A 21,280-nucleotide genomic window follows, 5' to 3' on the forward strand; every position below is an offset into this window, starting at 1 on the left:
CGTTAAAATGGCAAATCATCATCCGATATATCAATCGGTTTTCCGTCATCGGAAAAAGGATCCTGATTGTTGCTACGCGAATTGTTATTGTTCGCGCGTCCGCCGCCTCCATAAGAAGGCTCTTCACGCATCGGTTGCCCACCGCCGCCACCGTTATTATCACGGTTAGCTGACTCCAAGAAACGGACATTATCGGCAATGACTTCGGTCACGTATACACGTTTACCTTCGTTATTCTCGTAGTTCCGTACTTGAATGCGTCCTTCGACTGCAGCTAGGCGTCCTTTGCGCAAATAGTTTGCACAAGTCTCAGCAAGCTGTCTCCAGGTTACGACCGGAATGAAATCCGCTTCCCGCTCTCCCCCTTGGCTTGTAAACGGTCTGTCCACCGCCAAAGTAAATTGCGTAACTGCAACTCCTGCTGGAGTGTAACGCAACTCAGGATCCCGGGTTAACCGGCCGATCAGAATGACACGGTTCAACAATGTAATCCCCTCCTTCAGAGCGTATTGGTGCGATAATCACGAGTTGTCTTAGGCAGACTTAACATCGTTCGTAATGAGATAACGAATTACTTCGTCAGAAATCTTCATGAGACGCTCAAGCTCAGTAACTACTGCTGGTTCAGCAGTGAAGTTTACCAGAACGTAAACACCATCACGGAATTTCTTGATCTCATACGCAAGACGGCGTTTACCCATAACGTCGTGAGCTGTAACCTCACCACCGCCGTTGGAGATGATGCCTTGGAATTTATCGACTGTAGCTTGAACAACTTCTTGCTCAACGTCAGGACGAATAATGTACATCACTTCATATTTGCGCATAATTTTCACCTCCTTATGGACTTTGGCCCTCAATCCAGGTTGAGAGCAAGGATCGAGCACAAACTCGAACCATATTAATATAACAAATATCCGGCACCAATGCAAGCAAACGTTCCCTGTTCTTATTGGCACATGTTCATTTCATTTATGGAGCACACTAGGAAGGCATTAATAAGCAAATATCTAAGGAGGTCGTGGCATGGGTGAACGTACAGAATTTGAACCAGGAGATAAAGCTCCCAATGACGGTGAATACACGGAAGTTGGGGAAAGAAGCTTCCATACCGAAATCCAAAATCCCAAAAGAGTAACTCTGAAAAAAGGGGAGCCCTTCCCTGAGACCAGCAACCAGGATCGCAAATGGAAAAAGCTGACGAAGGCTCGTGTTCACTAAAAAAATTATTTTAAGCAGCATGTATATAACACACCGAAATGCACATAATACAATCAGGCGGTACACGAGAGAGGTGTGGTTCCGTTGGACAACGCAGCCGATCGTGTAATGTTGGAGATTCATCACGTAATCTAAGAAGCAAGTGGTAGTGTGTAAGGCCCTTCGTCTGAGCACGAGTATTGCATGAGCAGTACGCCAGGTTTCTGATCTTACGACAGATTGTTTCCTACACTAACCGATGTATCGCCTACAAGGAGCCCTTCGGGGCTCTTTTGTTTTATGTCGTAGACTTTTTTTGGTTAAAACAAATAAAAACCTTCCATTCAAGGAAGGTCTGATCGCTTTATATTTATTCCATATAACTGAGTTCATTGAAATGCCATTGCATAAATGCTGTAAGTGGCGGAAAGGGTGGGATTCGAACCCACGCACGCTGTGACACGCCTAGCTGATTTCGAGTCAGCCCCCTTGGGCCTCTTGGGTACCTTTCCGCAGCAATACTGATTATAGCATGATCAATTACAGAACGCAATACCTGTGCTGCGCATGCATGAAACCGTTATAACGGTATGCATTTTACTACTGGCTTGCTTTTAAGATTCTGCAGTATCCTCTGCCGAGCGAAGAACTTTTTTCATGTTTTTCTCAAACTTCGCTCTTGGAATGAGTACGCTGTGTTTACAGCCTACACATTTGATTCGAATATCCATCCCCATCCGAATAATCTCCATCTCATTACTTCCACAGGGATGCTGCTTCTTCATCTGTACAATGTCTCCAAGCTGGAAACTCTTACGCTCCACCAGTACCATCCCCTTCATCCTTCTCCTGCCCGGCTGCCTGTTCCAATGCTGCGAGCTTACCCATCTCATGATACTCCATCGTTTTCTTAACATCACTCTGAATTTGACGCTCTACAGAGCCTCTGGAGTTTGGCATACACTCTGCAACAATCCGAACGACATACTCTGAAGTGGTCATCGATTGAATGCCGAGCACATCCGGAACTTTTACTATATTGAGATCCCGGTCTTCAATTCCAACCAGAGCCTGTTTGACCAAGTGAACAGATTCATCCAGGGTTTGATCACCCTTCATCGGAATATCCACCACAGCAAGCGAATTGGACATGGAGAAGTTTGTCACACTGGCAATCGTACCATTCGGAATAATATGAACTTCACCTTGCCAGCTAACCAGCTTGGTGGTTCTCAAGCCGATGACTTCAACGGTTCCTTTGTAGGTACCTGTCTGAATAACGTCCCCTACAGCGAACTGGTCCTCTAATATAATGAAGAAACCCGTAATAACATCCTTCACCAGTCCCTGTGCACCAAAACCGATGGCAAGTCCAAGCACACCTGCACTGGCCAGTAGCGGTCCGACTTGTATGTTGATCTCTGATAACAGTAACAGAATCATAATGAAATTACATGTTATGGAGGTCGCATTTTTGAGCAACTCACCTACCGTGACAAACCTGCGCGGGTTTACGCGGACTTTGCCTTCCTGCTTCCGTTCCAGGCTGCGATCAATAATGCGGTACACAATTTTGATTACGATACGGGTGATAATAAAAATAATAACAATGCGAATCGAGCTGAACAGAATGTTTAACCACATATCCGCATCGGTAACGGAATTCCATAACTTATCAGTCCAGCTGACAGCACTTTTTACGGTTTCTTCTAAGGCAGTAGGCTCTTCCGCGTTGTTAGCAGGAGCTGCAGCAAAAAATTTAAAAGGCAGCATCAATTCCGACCTCCTCTACAAGGGTATGTTATCATAGCTGTCTTCGGTTTTAAAATAGAGGCCCCGGATCTCTACAAACTCGTTCCGAATGATCTGCTGCACTCTTGCCAGATCTTCTTTTGGAAACTGTATACAGAGTGCACAGCCTGCCGTAATCTCTTTCGGGGTAGGAAATAAATCAATTTCAATCTCGGCAAATTCTAGCAGCATTTCCGCCCGCAAAGCCTGCTGGGTAGAATCAAAGGCAATCAGCATCCAATCATCCATCCACTCGTCCATGTCCGGCTCCTTTCCGATTTCCAAGCATCATCCATGGGTTGTTCTCTCTCGGTGTAAACCTTTAGGAAAAAGCTTGTCCTTGCGAAGTATAAAACCCTCTATCCTTCCATATACTGTTACTACCATTCTCAAGGGGAAAGGATAGATCCTATGAATCCCAATTCGCGTTCTTATTCATCCCAAGATATGACCAGTTTGAAGATACCACATACCGACCCAGGCATACACTCCGCCATTATACATCGTTTAATGTTTCATCTCTATAAGGCACACTCTTTGCAAAATGTCGTCATTGTCTGCATCGGCACAGATCGCTCTACAGGAGACTGTCTTGGTCCTCTGGTAGGCTCTTCGCTTGCCAAGTGGGACAGCCCCCTATTTCACCTCTACGGTACATTGGACGAACCTGTGCATGCAATGAATCTTCAGGACACCCTGAACACCATTCAAAATACACACCATAACCCCTATGTAATAGGAATAGACGCGTGCCTCGGGCAATCCTCCAGTGTAGGCTGTATTCAGGTGGTCAATGGGCCGCTCAAGCCTGGTGCGGGTGTAAATAAAGAATTACCGCCGGTCGGCGATATCCATCTTACAGGTATCGTTAACGTCGGCGGCTTTATGGAATACTTTGTTTTGCAAAACACACGGCTTAGTCTTGTCATGCGCATGTCTGAAATTATAGCGAGCAGTCTATACTCAGCCATTCGCGAATGGCATACACGCTCTACTCTGCTTGCTGTGCCAGAGTAATGGCTTCCTTCTCTTCAGGGGATAGTGTATAAGATGACTCTCCCCCTTTAAGAGGTTTGGCATACACATAAGAACCATCACGATTATAGATCCCTGTGAGGATCATCCCATCGTTATTATCGTTAATCATGGCCATGGAGAAACTCAGATCACTGCCTCTTTCACCATAGGCATTATAACGTTTCACGCCCACTTTACCCTGGATACGGGTCAGTTTTTGCATGACTGCCTGGATCTGACTAGTCTGCAATTTATGCTCGTCCTCAATGCTGTCCATCTGAATTTTCAGATTGATCAACAACGATTCCAGGTCCTCTACTCCGCTGCCAGCCATCATCGCTTCATATTTCCGTTTGAACTTGCGTAACTTTGCGCCTTGGGCAATAATTACAATCAGTAAGATTACCAATATTAATGCCATTCCGCCAATAATCCATAGCAGCTGTTCCAGAATCAGCTCGTTTAATTCAGCCATGTAGTGCAACTACCCCTCTGTTTGTTTGTTCATTAACCTGTCCATTCATTTTTGCCAACGAGCGATCGTACATTCGTTAGGCCTTCCCCTAATAAATAAACCCTTTATCTATAGTAATTAATCAACTATTTTCCAATTTCAATAGATATCCCTCTAATCCGCAGTCCCTCATACCGATCATCGTAGTTACCGCGGCATTGTCAGTTCGTTTACTGCATGAATTAGAGCATCTATCTCTTGGCTAGTTGTTGAATATCCTACACTGGCTCTGACTGCTCCGCTCAAGGTGGTTCCGGCCGATTCATGAGCAAGAGGTGTACAGTGAAAACCGGAACGCACCGCAATACCATAACGCCGGTCCAGTTGAAAAGCTAACTGAGCAGAATCATATCCCTCTACTGTAAAGGATACCAACCCGGTACGTGGTTGTCCAAGCTCTGGCCCAAGCATTCGAATCCCTGCTACAGATGATAACCCTTGCATCATATATTGCGTCAGTTCCCACTCATGCTTATAAATTGCTTCAGGAGTCAATTCCATCACATGCTTCACGCCGGCTGCCAGCCCTGCCATTCCTACGGTGTTCGGAGTTCCTGCCTCATATCGGTCTGGACGAACGAGCGGCTGCTGAATGGCTTCAGACTGACTGCCTGTTCCTCCATGGAGAAGCGGTTCGAGATCAAGCTCCGGAGCAATATAGAGGCCTCCCGTTCCCTGTGGACCAAGCAGACCCTTATGTCCTGGAAACGCCAGCATATCGATACCGAGCAGTTGCACATCGACTGGCATAATGCCAGCACTCTGAGCGGCATCTACAAGAAATGTCGCCCCATATTTACGGCTAATCAGCGATATTTCGCCAATAGGTAAAATGCTGCCAAGCAAGTTGGAGCTATGTGTACATACAACCAATCTCGTGTTTGGACGAAACAAACGTTCGAGTTGAACCAGATCAATATCACCTGCAGCATTCACAGGTACATAATCGACTTCTACATTTCGGATCCGCCGCATGTATTCCAGAGGCCGCCTGACCGAGTTGTGCTCCGCCATTGTAGCAATGACATGATCACCTTCTCGCAAGTGGCCCTGGATTGCAAGATTCAATGCTTCTGTCGTATTGGAACCGAGTGCAATATCATTGGCATTACTTATACCAAAAAGACGGGATAGTACCTTCCTCGTGTCAAAAAGTACACGGCTCGCTTGAACAGCCATTCGATGGCTGCCTCTGCCCGGGTTGGCTCCGGCGACATCAAGGGCATGCAGCATGGCTTCACCAACAGCAGGCGGCTTAGGCCATGATGTCGCCGCATGATCCAGATAAATGACTTCCTTCACCTCACAACCACCTCTGTCCTGTTCATTGAGCAATCCACGATAAAACCATCATAAACGCCACTACTGAATAAGAAAACAACACCTTTACAGAAAAAATAATGACATATCGTTTCTCCATCGTACAGAGGCGATATGTCATCAGATGAAAAGCCCCGCGTGTTGTAAGTGAATCTACAGGTTTGTCTATTGCAGCAGTTCTAACAATCGCTCCAGATCCTGTTTGCTGTAGTAGTTGAGCTCGATTTTGCCTTTATCTTTGTTGTGCTTTATCTTCACTGTTGTTTTGAAACGCTCGCGCAAGGATTCCTCCACCGTATCAATGAATGGGTCCTTTTTCTTGAGTTTGGATTTTGCCTTGGCTTCACCCGTCTTGGAACGATCCAGCTGCTGTACCGCTTCTTCCAGTTCACGTACACTCCATTGTTGGTCAATGGTTTGTTTGGCCAGCTGTTTCACCATATCCTGATCCTTCACACCAACTATGGCGCGTGCATGACCCATGGACAATGTTCCACGTGAAACATGGTCTTTCACTTCTTCCGGCAGCGAAAGCAAACGCAAGAAGTTTGCAATGTGAGAACGGGATTTTCCCACTTTGACAGACAGCTCTTCCTGTGTCAGCGAGAACTGATCCATCAGGCCTTGATAGGCTACAGCCACTTCCATTGCGTTGAGATTTTCCCGTTGCAAATTTTCAATCAGAGCAATTTCCATAACCTGCTGATCACTAAAATTGCGAACGACTGCAGGCACTGTTGCATTACCGCAATATTGAGAAGCTCTAAATCGCCGTTCCCCGGCAATAATCTCATAACCTCTCAGTACAGTACGTACGATAATTGGCTGTATCACACCGTGTTGACGTATGGACTCTGCCAGTTCATGAATCGCATCCTCATCAAATACCTTCCGTGGCTGATAAGGGTTTGCCCGCAACTGGGCGATTGGAATTTCTACAACCTTGTCATCGTCATTTATTGAAAGCGATGGAATGAGGGCATCCAGACCTTTTCCGAGCCGCTTACTCATACGATATCACTTCCTTTGCGAGCTCTAAATACACTTCTGCTCCTCGTGAACGGGGATCATACGTAATAATGGACTGCCCATGTGAAGGGGCTTCACTAAGTCGCACATTACGCGGAATAATCGTTTGATATACCTTTTGTTGGAAATACTTCTTCACTTCTTCAATCACCTGAATCCCCAGGTTTGTGCGGGCATCAAACATGGTGAGCAGCACTCCCTCTATTTGCAGAGAGGTATTCAAATGTTTCTGCACGAGGCGAACCGTGTTAAGCAGTTGGCTTAGCCCTTCAAGTGCGTAGTACTCACACTGGATCGGAATGATCACCGAGTCGGAAGCGGTTAACGAGTTGATCGTTAACATGCCAAGAGATGGTGGGCAATCGATCAGTATGTAATCATAGTTTTTTTTCACCATGGCGAGTGATTTTTTCAAACGAACTTCACGTGATATGGTGGATACCAACTCAATCTCGGCTCCGGCAAGTTGTATCGTTGCAGGGATGATATGAAGCCCTTCAATTTGGGTTTCCACAATGGCTTCCTGAGGATGTACTTCATTAATGATGACATCATATATACAATTGGCCACATCTGCTTTGTTGATTCCGACTCCACTAGTCGTATTTCCCTGAGGGTCAATATCGACAAGCAGTACCCTTTTCCCGAGTGAAGCCAGTCCTGCACCCAAGTTAACAGATGTCGTCGTTTTCCCCACACCGCCCTTTTGATTTGCTACGGCCATAATCTTAGACAATTACTTCACCTCAAATAAAATAGGAGTCTTTTCTTGTAGGTTGTGAGATACAGTTAACTAAAAGCAGGTGGCTATCGTCCACAAAAACAACAACTACCGTTCCGTTCTTCAAGCACGTTCTTCAATACACCAGACTTCAACCAGCTCTATAGACAGAAAAAGCGGCCCCATTGCCGCCTTAAGCTTCAACTATTTGCGTTTAGGAATATGAATGACGATCTCATAATGATCTTCGTGATCGGCTTCTTTTGTTTTGATATCCATACCAGAACCAGATACCATATCAATGGATTGACGGATCGTATTTAGCGCGAGTCTGACATCTTTGGTAAATGAGATGCGTTTGGACTTTTTGATTTTGGAAGCTTCCTTGTAAAAGGCAACCCTTGCTTCGGTTTGTTTTACGTTCAGCTCTTTATCAATAATCTCGCTGAGCAATTTCATTTGCAGTTCTTCCGAGTCCAGTGAAAGCAAAGCTCTTGCATGACGCTCGGATATTTTCCGTTCCATCAGTGCAGTCTTAATCCCTTCCGGGAGTTGTAACAACCGAATTTTATTGGCAATGGTTGATTGGCTTTTGCCTAATCGCTGCGCAAGACTCTCTTGCGTCAATTGGTGAAGATCAATCAACTTTTGATATGCAACCGCTTCTTCAATAGCCGTGAGGCCTTCACGCTGCAGGTTCTCAATCAAGGCAATGGAAGCGGCCTGAGAGTCATTAAATTCGCGCACAATGGCTGGAATATGCTCTAGTCCCAGTTTTCGAACCGCACGCCAGCGACGTTCCCCGGCAATAATCTCATATGATCCATTCCGCACACGGACAACAATGGGTTGAATGACTCCATGGGTTTTGATTGTCTGCAACAACTCATCAATTTTATCATCGTCAAAAATCGTACGAGGTTGATAAGGGCTGCTTACTATTTCACCTACCGGAATTTGTTTCACTTCATCTCCGTTATTGCGCTCCGCCAAACCAAACAACTTCGAAAATTGTTCTTTCATTCCGTATATTACCACCTAGTTTCGTAATAGCTCCCGCAGCAGTGCAGGTGCTTCCTATTCTATATGCGACCCCTCATATGTTGTCGTTCTTCGAATAAGTTTTGCTTTCTACATCCACGTTCTGATGAAATGTCTATCCTTCTTGCCAAATCTATTTATATATAATCTATGATCTCTGATACCCAGGATCGGCTACTTCTATTCTATCATCTTTTCTATCATAATCCTATTCTAACCTATTCTTTAAACCCTCCTAATTTTCCTGCTTTTCCTCCGAGCATCTTGTCGGTTTTACCCTCGTTTTCGCCCTTTTTTTCATTAGTTTATTTTGAAATAGTACTCGCTTTGTAATATGTATCTGAAAATAAAAAGAGGATGTTTCACGTGAAACATCCTCTTTTTATTTTTCTAGTCTGACTACGACATGCACGACTAATTATTTTATAAATCGATCGCCCATAAAGTAAGCAAAGTATATTGGTTTACCCAACATTGATTTACTGTACCAATGGTGTCTTGAGTGGAGTCCCCGGTTTACGAGGATACTTGTGAGGCGTTTTATCAAACTTCTGTATCAAGATGATATGACGCGCTGACTCTTCCACGGGCAGCTGGAATGGATGAACGGCTTTTACCCGTCCTCTCAGCTGATTGAAGCTAAATTCTGCTTCCTTCATTTCTTCACGAGGGTCTCCGCCTTTCATTGCGGCAAACATCCCACCTTTTCGAACGAAAGGCAAACAGAATTCATTCAGCACTGCCAGCTTAGCTACTGCGCGGGCAGTAACCAGATCGTAGCTGTCCCGATATCCTTCTTTGCGCCCCAGCTCTTCTGCCCGGCCATGAATTAATTCAACCTCAGTTAGACCCAGGGTATCCACGACATGCTGCAGGAAGCCAATGCGTTTGTTGAGTGAATCAATAATGGTCAGCTTTATATGTGGGAAGCATATCTTGAGCGGAATACCGGGAAAGCCTGCCCCAGATCCAATATCAGCAAGCTTTTCCACTTTGGTCATATCCGTGTAGAAGGCCAGGGATACCGAGTCATAAAAATGCTTCGTATACACCTGTTCCCGTTCCGTTATCCCTGTCAGGTTCATCTTTTCATTCCAGGATACCAGCTCCTGAAAATACAGTTCGAACTGTTCCAGCTGACGTTTATCCAGCTCCAAACCATGCTCTTTCAGTCGAACCTGCAATTGCTGTTGAATATCGTCCATTATTGTCCCCTTGCTGCGGTTACACGGTTATAATGCTCCAAGTAGACAAGCAGAATGGAAATGTCTGCAGGAGTTACCCCAGCAATCCGGGAAGCCTGCCCAATTGAAATGGGACGGATCGTGGATAGTTTTTGCTTCGCTTCCATAGCCAGACCATGAACATCATTGTACTCAATCGTATCCGGAATTTTCTTTTTCTCCATCTTTTGCAAACGTTCCACGTGGATCAATTGTTTCTCAATATAACCCGCATATTTGATCTGAATCTCTACTTGTTCCTTCATATCTGCTGTCAGTTCTACCTCAGAAGGTGAAACCTGTTCAACCCAGTCATACGTAATTTCCGGACGACGCAATAGGGTAAGCAGTGTGCTTCCATCCTGAATTGGAGTCGAGCCAAACTCTTCAAGCTTCGGATTCACATCCGCAGGGCGTGCTTTAGCCGCTTTTAGACGTTCAACCTCTGCATCCACTTTTGCTTTTTTGTCGAGGAATTTAGCATAACGCTCGTCTGAAACCAGACCAATATCATGACCAATTTCGGTCAAACGCAGATCTGCATTATCATGACGAAGCAGCAAACGATACTCGGCACGTGATGTGAGCAAACGATATGGCTCGTTTGTTCCCTTAGTCACCAGATCATCAATTAACACGCCGATATAGCCTTGGGAACGATCCAAAATAACAGGCTCTTTGCCTTGTACTTTGCGTGCAGCGTTAATCCCAGCCATGATCCCCTGTCCTGCGGCCTCTTCATAACCGGAAGTACCATTGATTTGTCCGGCCGTGAACAGACCTGGCAGACGTTTGGTTTCAAGTGAAGGCCAGAGCTGTGTAGGTACCATCGCATCGTATTCAATGGCGTATCCATTACGCATCATTTCCACTTTTTCCATTCCGGGAATCGAGCGAAGGACAGCAAGCTGAACATCCTCCGGCAGGCTGGTAGATAGTCCTTGTACATAATACTCGGATGTATTTTTGCCTTCTGGCTCCAGGAAGATCTGATGTTTCGGCTTATCGCTGAAACGAACAATTTTGTCTTCAATGGATGGGCAGTAACGCGGTCCCGTACCTTCAATGACACCTGAGAACATCGGTGCACGATGCAGGTTATCATTAATGATCTGATGCGTTTCAACTGAAGTGTAAGTCAACCAGCATGGCAGCTGCTCATTTTCCGAAGACTCAGTCTCATATGAAAAGAACTTCGGCTCATCATCACCAGGCTGAATTTCCGTTTTGCTGAAATCAATTGTATCCTTATGCACACGAGGTGGTGTACCTGTTTTGAAACGAACCAGATCGAATCCAAGTTCCCGCAGATGCTCAGACAATTTGAGTGAAGGCTGTTGGTTGTTCGGTCCGCTTTCGTACATCAATTCACCCATAATGACTTTACCGCGCAGATATGTGCCTGTAGTCAAAACAACAGCCTTAGCACGGTACTCTGTACCCGTCTGCGTCACTACCCCCACACATTTCCCGTCTTCGACGATCAAGCGATCCACCATGCCTTGACGCATAGTGAGGTTGCGCTCGTTCTCCATCGTTTCTTTCATTTTGTGCTGATAAGAGAATTTGTCTGCCTGAGCCCGCAGAGCGTGAACTGCAGGACCTTTCCCTGTGTTGAGCATTCTCATCTGAATAAACGTCTTATCGATATTCCGTCCCATCTCACCGCCAAGCGCATCAATTTCGCGCACAACATGTCCTTTAGCCGGTCCCCCAATGGATGGGTTACAAGGCATGAAGGCCACCATATCCAGATTTATTGTAATCATCAGTGTTTTGGAACCCATACGGGCTGCGGCCAGTGCCGATTCCACACCCGCATGTCCAGCACCAACGACAATTACATCATAGCTGCCGCCATCAAAAGCCATTCTGTTTACCTCCTTATGCCGCAGCACGTTTCAATTCCATGCCCACGGTCTATTGTAAAAAAATTTGAATGCTCTCCCTATTCAGCCAGGGACATTCCGATCTATATCAAGCCATCAAGTCTGTAATTCCTACAGACGTCATTGCCATATTGACCATTCACAAGAAATGGACTTCATTATCATACTACTTTTCACAGGAAGTATGTTTGTTCATTTTACTTTCCTAGACAGAACTGGGAGAAAATCTGGTCAATCAATGCATCATGTGCCGTATCGCCCACAATCTCACCAAGGTGCTCCCATGCCAGACGCACATCAATCTGAATCATGTCGATTGGAATGAGCTGTTCAGCAGCTTCATATGCGTCTACCAAGGACTGTTTTGCCTTTTTGAGCAAAGCAATATGACGCACATTGCTGACATACGTCAAGTCAGCCGATTCCAGCTTACCGCTGAAGAACAAGGTGGAAATGGCATCTTCCAGACGATCAACACCCAGATCATCCTTCACCGACATCGGAACAAGGCGCTCTTCCGGGATGTAGCGAAGCAAAATCTCGCGGTCAGCCTGCGGAGCTAAGTCCATTTTATTCATAATGATAATTGATTGTCTACCGCGGATTTGTTCCAGTAATTCAATCTCATCCTCATGTAATGGTTCTGCCGCATTGATCACCATCAACAACAGATCTGCCTCTGCTACTGCGGAGCGTGAACGTTCTACCCCGATTCTCTCGACAACGTCCATCGTTTCCCGAATGCCGGCTGTATCCAGCAGCTTGAGCGGAATGTTATTAATCGTTACAAATTCCTCAATGACGTCACGTGTTGTTCCCGGAATATCCGTTACAATTGCCCGATTATCCTGAGCGAGTGCATTCAGCAAAGAGGATTTCCCTACGTTTGGCCGCCCTACAATTGCCGTCGTAATTCCTTCACGTAGTATCTTGCCCTGTTCTGCCGTTACCAGCAATTTATCAATTTCAGTCATGACCAGACTGGATTTTTCTTTAATAAAATCAGCAGTTAAAGACTCTACATCATGCTCGGGATAGTCAATGTTCACTTCAATGTGAGCCAGTGTTTCCACCAACGTATGTCTCAGATCACGCAGTTTGGAAGAAAGTTTGCCCTCCACTTGTTTGAGTGCTACCGAGAATGCTCGATCCGATTTGGAACGAATAAGATCCATAACGCCTTCCGCCTGTGACAGATCGATCCGCCCATTCAGGAAAGCACGCTTCGTGAACTCACCCGGCTCCGCAAGGCGAATATTAAGCTGAAGCAGCAGATCCAGAACCCGCTTCACGGAGACTACTCCACCATGAGCACTAATCTCAACCACATCTTCTGTCGTAAACGAACGAGGTGCCCGCATGACCGTAACCAGTACTTCTTCAATGTTCTCTCCACTGCCAGGTTCTATGATATGACCGTAGTGAACTGTATGAGATGCGGCTTGGGTCAAAGGGGTTTTACTGCGGAAAATTTTCTCCGTCTCCGATACTGCATCCGGACCGCTGACCCGGATAACGGCTATGCCCGCTTCCCCAACAGCCGTGGATATCGCTGTGATCGTATCACTGATCATCGTTATCTCTCCCTGCTCTATTTTAAAATGGTTGTCCTTACGGACCACATGTAAATTTCACTTTATGAGTTCTTACCAATATACTTATCTACGAAAAAAGCAATGGCTTCTGCACCGGGCAGGAAGCCATTGCGTCTTCAATTTCGTGTTATTTCGTCATGATGACCACACGCCGATTGGGCTCTTCGCCCTTACTGTACGTCTTAATCTGCGGGTGGTTTTGCAGTTTCGCATGAATGACCTTGCGTTCGAGTGGAGGCATCGGCTCCAGAACCACTTCCTTGCCAGAACGGATCGCTTGTCCAGCCAGACGTTCAGCCAGATCCTCAAGTGTCTTCCGGCGGCGTTGGCGGAAATTCTCCGCGTCCAGTACAATTCGAACGAAACTTTCCGAATAACGGTTAGCTACAATGTTCGTTAGATATTGAAGTGCATCCAGCGTCTGTCCACGTCTGCCAATAATCATGCCAAGATCCTCCCCGGCAATATTGAAGATATGTCCATCCCGCTGCTTTTTGATATCCACTTCAACATCCAGTCCCATACCTGCTGCTACTTCTTTTAAGAAAGCAGCCGCTTCCTCATAGGGATTTTTAGCTGCGACATCCTCAAGCTTAGCTTCAACCTGAGGTACATGTGCGGCCGGTTCGACCCGCTGTGGTACAGCTTCGGGCACAGGCAGAAGTTTTACTTCAACTTTCGCCGCCTTTACCCCGATCAAACCCAGGAATCCTTTTGACGGCTGCTCTAACACTTGTATCTCGACCTTGTCCCGGCTCACGCCAAGCTCAGCCAATCCTTGGTTTACAGCATCTTCAACGGTTTTTCCTGACGTAATGACTTTGGTCATTTCGATTTTTTGGCCCCTTTCGACCCTTTTCCAGAGACGGTTGCCTTGCCACCGTTTTTGCGTTTAGCTCCATTTTTGGAGGAACTATTCTGCTTCACGTTGACTTCAGCCACGACTTTATCATTATTCCGGTAAAGGAAATAGTTTTGCACGATCGTGTAGATGTTACTGTAGAACCAGTACAGCGGCAACGCTGACGGGAACTGGTAAGACATTACGAAAATCAAGATTGGGTAAACCCACAGCATGAACTGCATTGGTCCAACCTGTTGTGCAGGATTCATGCGCATCATCATCCATGTTTGTACGAATGTTGTGATGGCAGCCAGCACAGGCAGTATAAACAGGTGATCCGGCGCTCCGAGCTGGAGCCACAAGAAGTCATGTGTTCTCAGACTGGAGTTACCGTAAATTGAGTTATAAAGTGCGATGTAAATCGGCATCTGAATCAGAAGTGGTAGACAACCCGCCATCGGATTAACTTTGTTCTCCTGAAACAACTTCATCGTTTCTTGCTGAACTTTCTCAGGTGTATCTTTATACTTGGCTTGAATCTCCTTCAACTGCGGCTGAATTGCCTGCATGGCTTTGGAGCTGCGGACCTGCTTCATTGTTAGTGGCAAAATCAACGTCCGCACAATCAGCACCATGACTAGGACAGCTAGTCCATATTCACCGTTAAACCAGTTGGCGAATGTATCGAGCGCCAGTGAGAACCAGTAAACAACATTGCTTTGCCAGAATGAGTCACTGTTTTTCAGATCTTCCGTCGTAACCCCGGAGCCTTGCGGAGTACACCCCGCTAGTACGGTGACCATTGCAATGACTGCAATGAGGAGAATCCACTTCCCCTTTGATGTCTTCAATCGCGACACTTCATAACCCCTCTCTTAACCATTCCATTCCACCGTAAATCATACCATAATTAGGAGGACAAATAAACCGAAGCTTACCGTTTGTTAGGCTTAAGAAGAGCCGCTTTGCGCATAACGTGCAGCAGGCTTTTCTCCATTTCCTGATAGGTCATGTCCAGCGCACCTTTTCTCACAATGAAGATCAGGTCCATCTGTGTGACAATCTCTTTTTCATGGTGCCTTATAATTTCCTTAATCATGCGTCTCATCCGGTTTCGTACGACAGCGTTTCCGATTTTCTTGCTGCACGATACACCCACCCGGAATTGCTCCGTATCTTTACGGCGGCAGCCATACACCACAAATTGATGATTGGCAAAAGATTTCCCATACCGGTATACGCGGCTAAAGTCCGCCCGGTTTCGCAAACGCAGTCTTTTATACACGGCGCTTCTCCTTGCTGTTCTCCACCATCCATATTGACGGAGGCCTCATTACTGATTTAGTATAGGCTTTCTTGAATAACGGTAAACTGTTCTAACGACAACTTCATTATATATAAGGTAACTTTTTTAAAAATTTCGTGACGGATTAGATCCTTCTTCAATAAAGAAATAGACACTTTCGCCCTTTTTCGCAGCCAATTCAGACCCGATCTATATCAGCATCCAGTCTGAAATGACTCATTTAAGAAAAAAAAGACCACCTCGGTGGTCTTCTCATGCATTAAGCACTCAGGACTTTACGGCCTTTCAGGCGACGTGCAGCCAAAACTTTACGGCCGTTGCTCGTGCTCATTCTTTTCCGGAAACCATGAACTTTTTTACGTTTGCTTACGTTCGGTTTGAATGTAGGTCTCAATGTATTGCACCTCCTTACAAGGAAATACTTATGTGATGAATCATTTTCATCTTCACAGAAAACACCTTTATACATTTAACCACGTACACCTGGAAAAGTCAACTCTAACCCACTTAGCTTCTCCCTCTTTTTATAGCCCTTTCCAGCCTGCCCCTCAGAGCTCGTAACACTTTAGTAGATTTTGATTTGAATAAAATAATTTTTGAAGCGAAAAAAGTTATCCCCAACAAGCCTCGCGCTGTCACTTCATCCATCACTCCAACGGTTATCCACACCCTAATTTGGACCTCTCTCTCATCTCTCACCATCCACTTCATTAACCAGAAGTTATTCACATGTGGATAACGAATTCTACTACGTTTTATTCGTATTGGAGCTTTCCTTTTATACATTATTTTCTTTCTACTGAAGGCGACAAATTCTCTAATTATTTTCTTAACTTATGTAGTACATTTTATTGAATATTGGACCTTGTTTAAAATTTGATGTATCCGCTTTAATCTGAAGGTTTACAAGCTTTCAAGAAAGGTGTAGGATAAAAATCATCATCTTGTATACAAGTATACTTAAGTATTCATGAAGAGAACATCCGCATTACCTAACACTCTTTTTGATTTACAAAAGTACTGATCTTCGGCTCTTTGAAAACGGTATTAGGAAAATAGGTTTTGGACTTTCGCTTCTTAATCAGGCAGCATGCAAACTGCAAAAAGGTTATGCTATGATCAGTGTACAGGTCCACCTGAGATGGATTACCGAGTACTGGACCTAGAGAACTGATTACTTGAATAGGAGCGTTAGCCATTATGTTGTTTCCTTCTTCCTGGCTGCAGGGAGCTTCCCGTGGGGAAGCCATCGCCTGCGAATTAAGGCTGCGCATCATCAGTGGAACCCTGCGTCCTGGAGAGATTTTGTCTGAAAATCGAATTGCCGCTGATTTTGACAGCAGTCGTTCACCTGTCCGCGAAGCCCTGAGAACATTGTCGAATGAAGGACTGATTCGGCTTGAACGGATGGGTGTGGTTGTCCTTGGATTGAAGATCAAGGATGTTGAAGAGCTGTACGACGTCCGTTTTCTAATTGAAAGCTTTGTCCAGCAGCGACTAGCTGGGTCAGTTCCCGAGCAATTGATTACTTCACTTCGTAATATAATGGACAAAATGGAGCTGGCAGGTCGGCATCAGGATGCCGTCGAGTTTGCTTTTCAGGATCTGACTTTCCATGAGACCATCATTGAGGCAGCCAAGCATTCCCGTATTTCACATTTATGGAGAAGCATTCGTTATGTTGTCATGACGGTTATGCTGCTAACAACCCGCAGGGTGTTTGATCAGGGCGATCCAAAAGTAAGCGCTGTAATTCAAAAACACCGATTGCTGATTGAAGCACTAGAGTCAGGTGACAAAGCATCCATTCAGGCCGGCGTGCGTACGTACTTTCAGGATTCCGGCAAAACCCTGCATGAGAGCTTCGACTCCTGATCATGTCAGAAAGTTTATATTTTTCGACTTTGGTTTAAATAATGACCACCGTCTGCAATCACATCCAATTGGATGGATTGTCAACTAAGTTGTCGACAAGTATACAAAATGCGATTTAGTTTCAATTTTTGGGCATATTAAAGGGAGATAAACTTCCCTGACGGCAAATTCACTTGTAAGCGTTTATATTCAAAACAAAGGAGCATACATCATGAGCACTCTTTTTGGACTATCCCATAATGCAACATTGTTGGTGTGGACATTGATTGCGATCGTATTTCTGATCGTGTTGATCTCCAAATATAAATGGAATCCCTTCGTTACCCTTTTAATATCCGCTTTAATGCTTGGTCTGCTTGCCGGTATGAAACCCGCCGATGTGATCTCTTCCATTACAGGTGGACTCGGCGGTACGCTAGGAACCATAGCCATTGTCATCGGGCTTGGCACGATGCTGGGTAAAATGATGGCCGAATCAGGCGGTGCCGAGCGCATTGCAACCACATTGGTCGATCGCTTTGGTGTGAAACGTGTGCACTGGGCCATGATGATCGTTGGGTTTATCGTAGGTATCCCTGTCTTCTTCGAAGTTGGCGTGATTCTGCTGATTCCAATCATTTTCACCGTTGCACGTAAAACCAATATGTCTCTTCTGCAGATCGGGATTCCGATTTTGGCCGGTCTGTCGACTGTACATGGTCTGGTTCCACCACATCCCGCTCCTATGATCGCTATTGATGCATTCAACGCGGATTTGGGGAAAACTATTTTGTACTCCCTCATTGTTGGTATTCCGACCGCGATTATCGCAGGTCCCTTGTTCGGTAAGTTTATCGGCAAAAGAATACACACGGAACCGCCAGCGGAGCTGGCAGAGCAGTTCGCAACGAAGAAAAACACCAATCTTCCAGGGTTCGGCATTACCCTGTTTACGATTTTGCTGCCAGTCATCCTGATGCTAATCGGCTCCATTGCCAATATCGTAGATCCCAATGCCACAAGCAGCTTTACAGTCTTTTGTGAGTTTATCGGGCATGAGATTATTGCCCTGTTGATATCTGTTGTGTTTGCCCTCTTTTCGCTCGGCTTCGCACGCGGATTTACCAAACACGACATTTCCCGTTTCACCAGTGAATGTCTGGCGCCTACGGCGACCATCATCCTCATTATTGGTGGGGGCGGTGCGTTTAAACAGGTCTTGATTAATAGCGGTGTCGGCAATGCGATTGCAGAAGTTGCCACTCACGCCAATATCAACGTCATCCTGTTTGCTTGGCTCGTTGCGGCATTGATTCGTGTAGCCACAGGGTCGGCAACGGTTGCTATGACAACGGCAGCGGGGATCGTTGCTCCGGTTCTTGCGCTGACTCCAGGAGCCAACATTGAACTGGTTGTACTTGCTACTGGTGCGGGATCACTTGTTTTGTCCCACGTGAATGACGCAGGCTTCTGGATGATTAAGGAGTTCTTTAATATGAGTGTCTCCCAGACACTGAAAACGTGGACCGTTATGGAAACACTACTATCCGTTGTCGGATTGATCTTTATTTTGCTGCTGAGTACCGTAATCTAAGACAAGATCGCATCTATTAGAAGATAAATTTTACTGTATCAAGGGAAAGAAGGATTACACCAAATGAAAAAATATATGATTGGCATGGATATCGGGACCACCAGCACCAAATCCGTATTATTTACGGAGCAAGGTGAGGTTGTGAGCACTTCCACTCAGGAATATCCTCTATATACACCTGCTCCTGATGTAGCTGAGCAGGATCCCGAGGAAATTGTACAAGCAGCTATTCGCTCGGTACGTGGAGTCATGGATCAGAGCAGTGTAAGTGCAGGACAAATCATGTTTTTGTCCTGCAGCTCTGCCATGCACAGTCTGATTGCCATGGACCCGGACCATAAGCCGCTCACTCGCTGCATCACGTGGGCGGATAACCGCAGTGCAGCCTGGTCAGCCCAATTACAGGAGAGTGGGCAAGGTCATCGGATCTATTTGCGCACGGGCACACCGATCCATCCCATGTCTCCCCTAACCAAACTCATGTGGCTGCGCCATGATGAACCAGACCTTTTTCAGCGCACAGCCAAGTTCATTTCGATTAAAGAGTATCTGTTCTTCCGTTTGTTCGGACAATATATCGTGGATCATTCCATCGCCTCCTGCACCGGTCTTCTCAACCTGGAACAACTGGATTGGGATACGGAAGCGCTCGAGGTTGCAGGAATCACACCTGACCATCTTTCGAAGCTCGTTCCTACGACATATACAATAGAGGGAATGGACAACGAATGTGCAGAGAAAATGGGTCTTTCCCCCTCTACTCCTTTTGTGATCGGGGCAAGTGACGGAGTGCTATCCAATCTCGGCGTAAATGCCATCGAGCCTGGAGTCGTGGCAGCAACCATTGGGACCAGTGGTGCCATTCGTACGGTCGTTGATCGCCCTGTTACCGATCCCAAAGGACGGACCTTCTGTTATGCCCTCACGGAGGACCTCTGGGTCGTGGGTGGGCCTGTGAATAACGGTGGCATGCTATTTCGCTGGGTACGTGACGAATTTGCAGCATCAGAAGTGGAAACAGCAAAAAGGCTCGGCATCAATTCATATGACGTCCTCACCAAAATTGCTGAGCGAGTCAGCCCAGGCTCTGAAGGACTACTGTTCCATCCTTATTTATCAGGAGAGCGTGCCCCATTATGGAATCCGGATGCCCGTGGTTCTTTCTTTGGGTTAACCCTCCATCATCAGAAAGAGCATATGATTCGTGCTGTCCTGGAAGGGGTCATTTTCAACCTGTATACGGTCTTGCTGGCCATGGAAGAACAGATCGGGCAACCGACCTCCATTCAGGCTACCGGCGGATTCGCACGTTCCCCTCTCTGGCGTCAGATGATGTCCGATATTTTCAATCAGGAGGTCGTTGTCCCCGAGAGCTTCGAAAGCTCCTGTCTGGGTGCCGTCGTCCTCGGTCTGTATGCTACAGGGCGAATCAAGTCACTTCATGCCGTCTCATCTATGGTGGGGACAACGCACAGACATACCCCTGTTAGAGAAAACGCGGCAATTTACAGGGAACTGCTCCCGATTTTCATTCGCATCTCGCGCAAACTTGAAGAGGAATATGCGGATATTGCAGAATTCCAACGCAAATTGTCCTTAAGAACCAAGTAATGGTTCCTTCATTGTAATCACCAAAAAAAGAGGTTGTTCACTTAGACCACACGCTGGCCTTAAGGAACAACCTCTTTTTTGTCCATGTATTTGATTCATTTTTTTGATTCAATCTATTCTTCCCATCCAGCATTTACGCCGAAGTGTATGACTTCCTTCATCCTATCCAGCCAGCGCTTCAACCGGCCCCTTTTTAGTATTAATCAGCCTGTCCGCCTCTATTATCATTGCTGCGAACCTCTACTTGTTACATACAACCCCAAATGAGGTTAAAGAGGCTAATTCAACAGATCCCCAAAACGCTCATTCTGAATTCGCGGTTATCCACAGATGTGTTATTCACAACTCAGGAGTCGTTTTACACACAATTTAGCGATTTTCGACGAACAACCTGTGTATAAAACATTTTGGCTTTTTGGGTCATCCTGTCGAAAATTAAACAATTTATAAACAATATATTGTGTTGTGATTAAAAATTATACACAAGTTATTGAATTTGTGGATAAAATCTCGCGATACGTTGAAATGCGGGGCTTCTTTTGCTATGATTGTATTACTTTTGGATGTGAATATGTGATCTGACCCATAATATTATCAACAGCCTGTGGATAAAGTTGTGAACAATTTTCCGTTGTTCATTCTTTTTTTGTTTTCGACCTGCGGGGGTTTGGGGATAAATTCCGGCAATATATCTCGTATTTCGACACTGCATCATGGCTTAAGCCACACTT

Annotated in this window: 22 protein-coding genes and 1 tRNA gene; 5 read left to right on the plus strand and 18 right to left on the minus strand. The window is 45.7% G+C overall.

What is annotated here, in order from left to right:
* Window positions 1-2: 2 nt before the first annotated feature.
* Together ssb and rpsF are read right to left on the minus strand one after the other, a co-directional pair.
* Window positions 3-485, minus strand: a complete 483-nt coding sequence (ssb, locus tag F4V51_RS28635; RefSeq protein WP_128104227.1) for a single-stranded DNA-binding protein — start codon at window positions 483-485, stop codon at window positions 3-5.
* 48 nt (window positions 486-533) lie between these two features.
* Window positions 534-827, minus strand: coding sequence for a 30S ribosomal protein S6 (gene rpsF, locus F4V51_RS28640; RefSeq protein ID WP_153980495.1), 294 nt, complete (start codon window positions 825-827; stop codon window positions 534-536).
* Between the two features lie 199 nt (window positions 828-1,026).
* Between rpsF and F4V51_RS28645 the strand changes: the two genes are divergently transcribed.
* On the plus strand, window positions 1,027-1,221 hold the full coding sequence (locus F4V51_RS28645) for a YjzC family protein (RefSeq protein WP_153980496.1): 195 nt from the start codon (window positions 1,027-1,029) through the stop codon (window positions 1,219-1,221).
* A 400-nt stretch (window positions 1,222-1,621) separates the two neighbouring features.
* On the opposite strand, the gene F4V51_RS28650 is transcribed toward F4V51_RS28645, so the two are convergent.
* The 4 genes from F4V51_RS28650 to F4V51_RS28665 all read right to left on the minus strand — a co-directional run bounded on the left by F4V51_RS28650 (window position 1,622) and on the right by F4V51_RS28665 (window position 3,240).
* A tRNA-Ser gene (locus F4V51_RS28650) sits at window positions 1,622-1,712 on the minus strand.
* A gap of 102 nt (window positions 1,713-1,814) precedes the next feature.
* A complete protein-coding gene (locus F4V51_RS28655) occupies window positions 1,815-2,024 on the minus strand; it encodes a DUF951 domain-containing protein (RefSeq protein WP_153980911.1) in 210 nt (69 codons plus the stop codon).
* Window positions 2,014-2,973: a mechanosensitive ion channel family protein gene (locus F4V51_RS28660; RefSeq protein ID WP_153980497.1), complete on the minus strand. Its 960-nt coding sequence runs from the start codon at window positions 2,971-2,973 to the stop codon at window positions 2,014-2,016. The genes F4V51_RS28655 and F4V51_RS28660 overlap by 11 nt, the downstream gene beginning before the upstream one ends.
* Before the next feature lie 15 nt (window positions 2,974-2,988).
* Complete coding sequence (locus tag F4V51_RS28665) at window positions 2,989-3,240, minus strand: putative Se/S carrier protein (protein ID WP_153980912.1); 252 nt, start codon at window positions 3,238-3,240, stop codon at window positions 2,989-2,991.
* A 162-nt stretch (window positions 3,241-3,402) separates the two neighbouring features.
* Between F4V51_RS28665 and yyaC the strand changes: the two genes are divergently transcribed.
* Complete coding sequence (gene yyaC / locus F4V51_RS28670; RefSeq protein WP_095362187.1) at window positions 3,403-4,008, plus strand: spore protease YyaC; 606 nt, start codon at window positions 3,403-3,405, stop codon at window positions 4,006-4,008.
* On the opposite strand, the gene F4V51_RS28675 is transcribed toward yyaC, so the two are convergent.
* From F4V51_RS28675 to rpmH, 12 genes are all read right to left on the minus strand, one after another.
* Window positions 3,983-4,483: a DUF4446 family protein gene (locus F4V51_RS28675; protein WP_153980498.1), complete on the minus strand. Its 501-nt coding sequence runs from the start codon at window positions 4,481-4,483 to the stop codon at window positions 3,983-3,985. The genes yyaC and F4V51_RS28675 overlap by 26 nt on opposite strands.
* Window positions 4,484-4,669: 186 nt before the next feature.
* Complete coding sequence (locus tag F4V51_RS28680; protein WP_153980499.1) at window positions 4,670-5,824, minus strand: aminotransferase class V-fold PLP-dependent enzyme; 1,155 nt, start codon at window positions 5,822-5,824, stop codon at window positions 4,670-4,672.
* Between the two features lie 183 nt (window positions 5,825-6,007).
* A complete protein-coding gene (locus tag F4V51_RS28685) occupies window positions 6,008-6,853 on the minus strand; it encodes a ParB/RepB/Spo0J family partition protein (protein WP_095293505.1) in 846 nt (281 codons plus the stop codon).
* Complete coding sequence (locus tag F4V51_RS28690; RefSeq protein WP_095293506.1) at window positions 6,846-7,607, minus strand: ParA family protein; 762 nt, start codon at window positions 7,605-7,607, stop codon at window positions 6,846-6,848. Before F4V51_RS28690 ends, F4V51_RS28685 begins: the two co-directional genes overlap by 8 nt.
* 189 nt (window positions 7,608-7,796) lie before the next feature.
* Entirely contained in the window at window positions 7,797-8,615 is an 819-nt protein-coding gene (gene noc, locus F4V51_RS28695; protein WP_153980500.1) for a nucleoid occlusion protein, read from the minus strand.
* Between the two features lie 497 nt (window positions 8,616-9,112).
* Window positions 9,113-9,838 carry a 16S rRNA (guanine(527)-N(7))-methyltransferase RsmG gene (rsmG, locus tag F4V51_RS28700; protein WP_153980501.1) on the minus strand — a complete coding sequence of 242 codons (726 nt, stop codon included), beginning with the start codon at window positions 9,836-9,838 and terminating at the stop codon, window positions 9,113-9,115.
* A complete protein-coding gene (mnmG, locus tag F4V51_RS28705) occupies window positions 9,838-11,727 on the minus strand; it encodes a tRNA uridine-5-carboxymethylaminomethyl(34) synthesis enzyme MnmG (protein ID WP_153980502.1) in 1,890 nt (629 codons plus the stop codon). Before mnmG ends, rsmG begins: the two co-directional genes overlap by 1 nt.
* A gap of 215 nt (window positions 11,728-11,942) precedes the next feature.
* Window positions 11,943-13,319 carry a tRNA uridine-5-carboxymethylaminomethyl(34) synthesis GTPase MnmE gene (gene mnmE, locus F4V51_RS28710; protein ID WP_153980503.1) on the minus strand — a complete coding sequence of 459 codons (1,377 nt, stop codon included), beginning with the start codon at window positions 13,317-13,319 and terminating at the stop codon, window positions 11,943-11,945.
* Window positions 13,320-13,467: 148 nt separating this feature from the next.
* On the minus strand, window positions 13,468-14,169 hold the full coding sequence (gene jag, locus F4V51_RS28715; protein ID WP_153980504.1) for an RNA-binding cell elongation regulator Jag/EloR: 702 nt from the start codon (window positions 14,167-14,169) through the stop codon (window positions 13,468-13,470).
* On the minus strand, window positions 14,166-15,044 hold the full coding sequence (locus tag F4V51_RS28720) for a YidC/Oxa1 family membrane protein insertase (RefSeq protein ID WP_127537615.1): 879 nt from the start codon (window positions 15,042-15,044) through the stop codon (window positions 14,166-14,168). The genes jag and F4V51_RS28720 overlap by 4 nt, the downstream gene beginning before the upstream one ends.
* Window positions 15,045-15,118: 74 nt before the next feature.
* Entirely contained in the window at window positions 15,119-15,469 is a 351-nt protein-coding gene (gene rnpA, locus F4V51_RS28725) for a ribonuclease P protein component (RefSeq protein WP_095293513.1), read from the minus strand.
* A gap of 280 nt (window positions 15,470-15,749) precedes the next feature.
* Window positions 15,750-15,884 (minus strand): 50S ribosomal protein L34, encoded by a 135-nt coding sequence (rpmH, locus tag F4V51_RS28730; protein WP_024629517.1) that lies wholly within the window; start codon window positions 15,882-15,884, stop codon window positions 15,750-15,752.
* A gap of 806 nt (window positions 15,885-16,690) precedes the next feature.
* Between rpmH and F4V51_RS28735 the strand changes: the two genes are divergently transcribed.
* From F4V51_RS28735 to gntK, 3 genes are all read left to right on the plus strand, one after another.
* Window positions 16,691-17,365, plus strand: coding sequence for a GntR family transcriptional regulator (locus F4V51_RS28735; RefSeq protein ID WP_153980505.1), 675 nt, complete (start codon window positions 16,691-16,693; stop codon window positions 17,363-17,365).
* Window positions 17,366-17,576: 211 nt separating this feature from the next.
* Window positions 17,577-18,938, plus strand: a complete 1,362-nt coding sequence (locus F4V51_RS28740; protein ID WP_153980506.1) for a GntP family permease — start codon at window positions 17,577-17,579, stop codon at window positions 18,936-18,938.
* 63 nt (window positions 18,939-19,001) lie between these two features.
* A complete protein-coding gene (gntK, locus tag F4V51_RS28745; protein WP_153980507.1) occupies window positions 19,002-20,549 on the plus strand; it encodes a gluconokinase in 1,548 nt (515 codons plus the stop codon).
* Window positions 20,550-21,280 lie beyond the last annotated feature (731 nt).

Source organism: Paenibacillus xylanilyticus (assembly GCF_009664365.1).
Lineage (GTDB): Bacteria > Bacillota > Bacilli > Paenibacillales > Paenibacillaceae > Paenibacillus > Paenibacillus xylanilyticus_A.

Coding starts and splice junctions, on each gene's coding strand:
- F4V51_RS28735 (WP_153980505.1), top strand. CDS start 16,691: ATGTTGTTTCCTTCTTCCTGGCTGCAGGGAGCTTCCCGTGGGGAAGCC.
- F4V51_RS28645 (WP_153980496.1), top strand. CDS start 1,027: ATGGGTGAACGTACAGAATTTGAACCAGGAGATAAAGCTCCCAATGAC.
- rsmG (WP_153980501.1), bottom strand. CDS start 9,838: ATGGACGATATTCAACAGCAATTGCAGGTTCGACTGAAAGAGCATGGT.
- F4V51_RS28665 (WP_153980912.1), bottom strand. CDS start 3,240: ATGGATGATTGGATGCTGATTGCCTTTGATTCTACCCAGCAGGCTTTG.
- gntK (WP_153980507.1), top strand. CDS start 19,002: ATGAAAAAATATATGATTGGCATGGATATCGGGACCACCAGCACCAAA.
- F4V51_RS28740 (WP_153980506.1), top strand. CDS start 17,577: ATGAGCACTCTTTTTGGACTATCCCATAATGCAACATTGTTGGTGTGG.
- jag (WP_153980504.1), bottom strand. CDS start 14,169: ATGACCAAAGTCATTACGTCAGGAAAAACCGTTGAAGATGCTGTAAAC.
- F4V51_RS28685 (WP_095293505.1), bottom strand. CDS start 6,853: ATGAGTAAGCGGCTCGGAAAAGGTCTGGATGCCCTCATTCCATCGCTT.
- yyaC (WP_095362187.1), top strand. CDS start 3,403: ATGAATCCCAATTCGCGTTCTTATTCATCCCAAGATATGACCAGTTTG.
- rpsF (WP_153980495.1), bottom strand. CDS start 827: ATGCGCAAATATGAAGTGATGTACATTATTCGTCCTGACGTTGAGCAA.
- F4V51_RS28675 (WP_153980498.1), bottom strand. CDS start 4,483: ATGGCTGAATTAAACGAGCTGATTCTGGAACAGCTGCTATGGATTATT.
- mnmG (WP_153980502.1), bottom strand. CDS start 11,727: ATGGCTTTTGATGGCGGCAGCTATGATGTAATTGTCGTTGGTGCTGGA.
- noc (WP_153980500.1), bottom strand. CDS start 8,615: ATGAAAGAACAATTTTCGAAGTTGTTTGGTTTGGCGGAGCGCAATAAC.
- F4V51_RS28660 (WP_153980497.1), bottom strand. CDS start 2,973: ATGCTGCCTTTTAAATTTTTTGCTGCAGCTCCTGCTAACAACGCGGAA.
- mnmE (WP_153980503.1), bottom strand. CDS start 13,319: ATGATCAGTGATACGATCACAGCGATATCCACGGCTGTTGGGGAAGCG.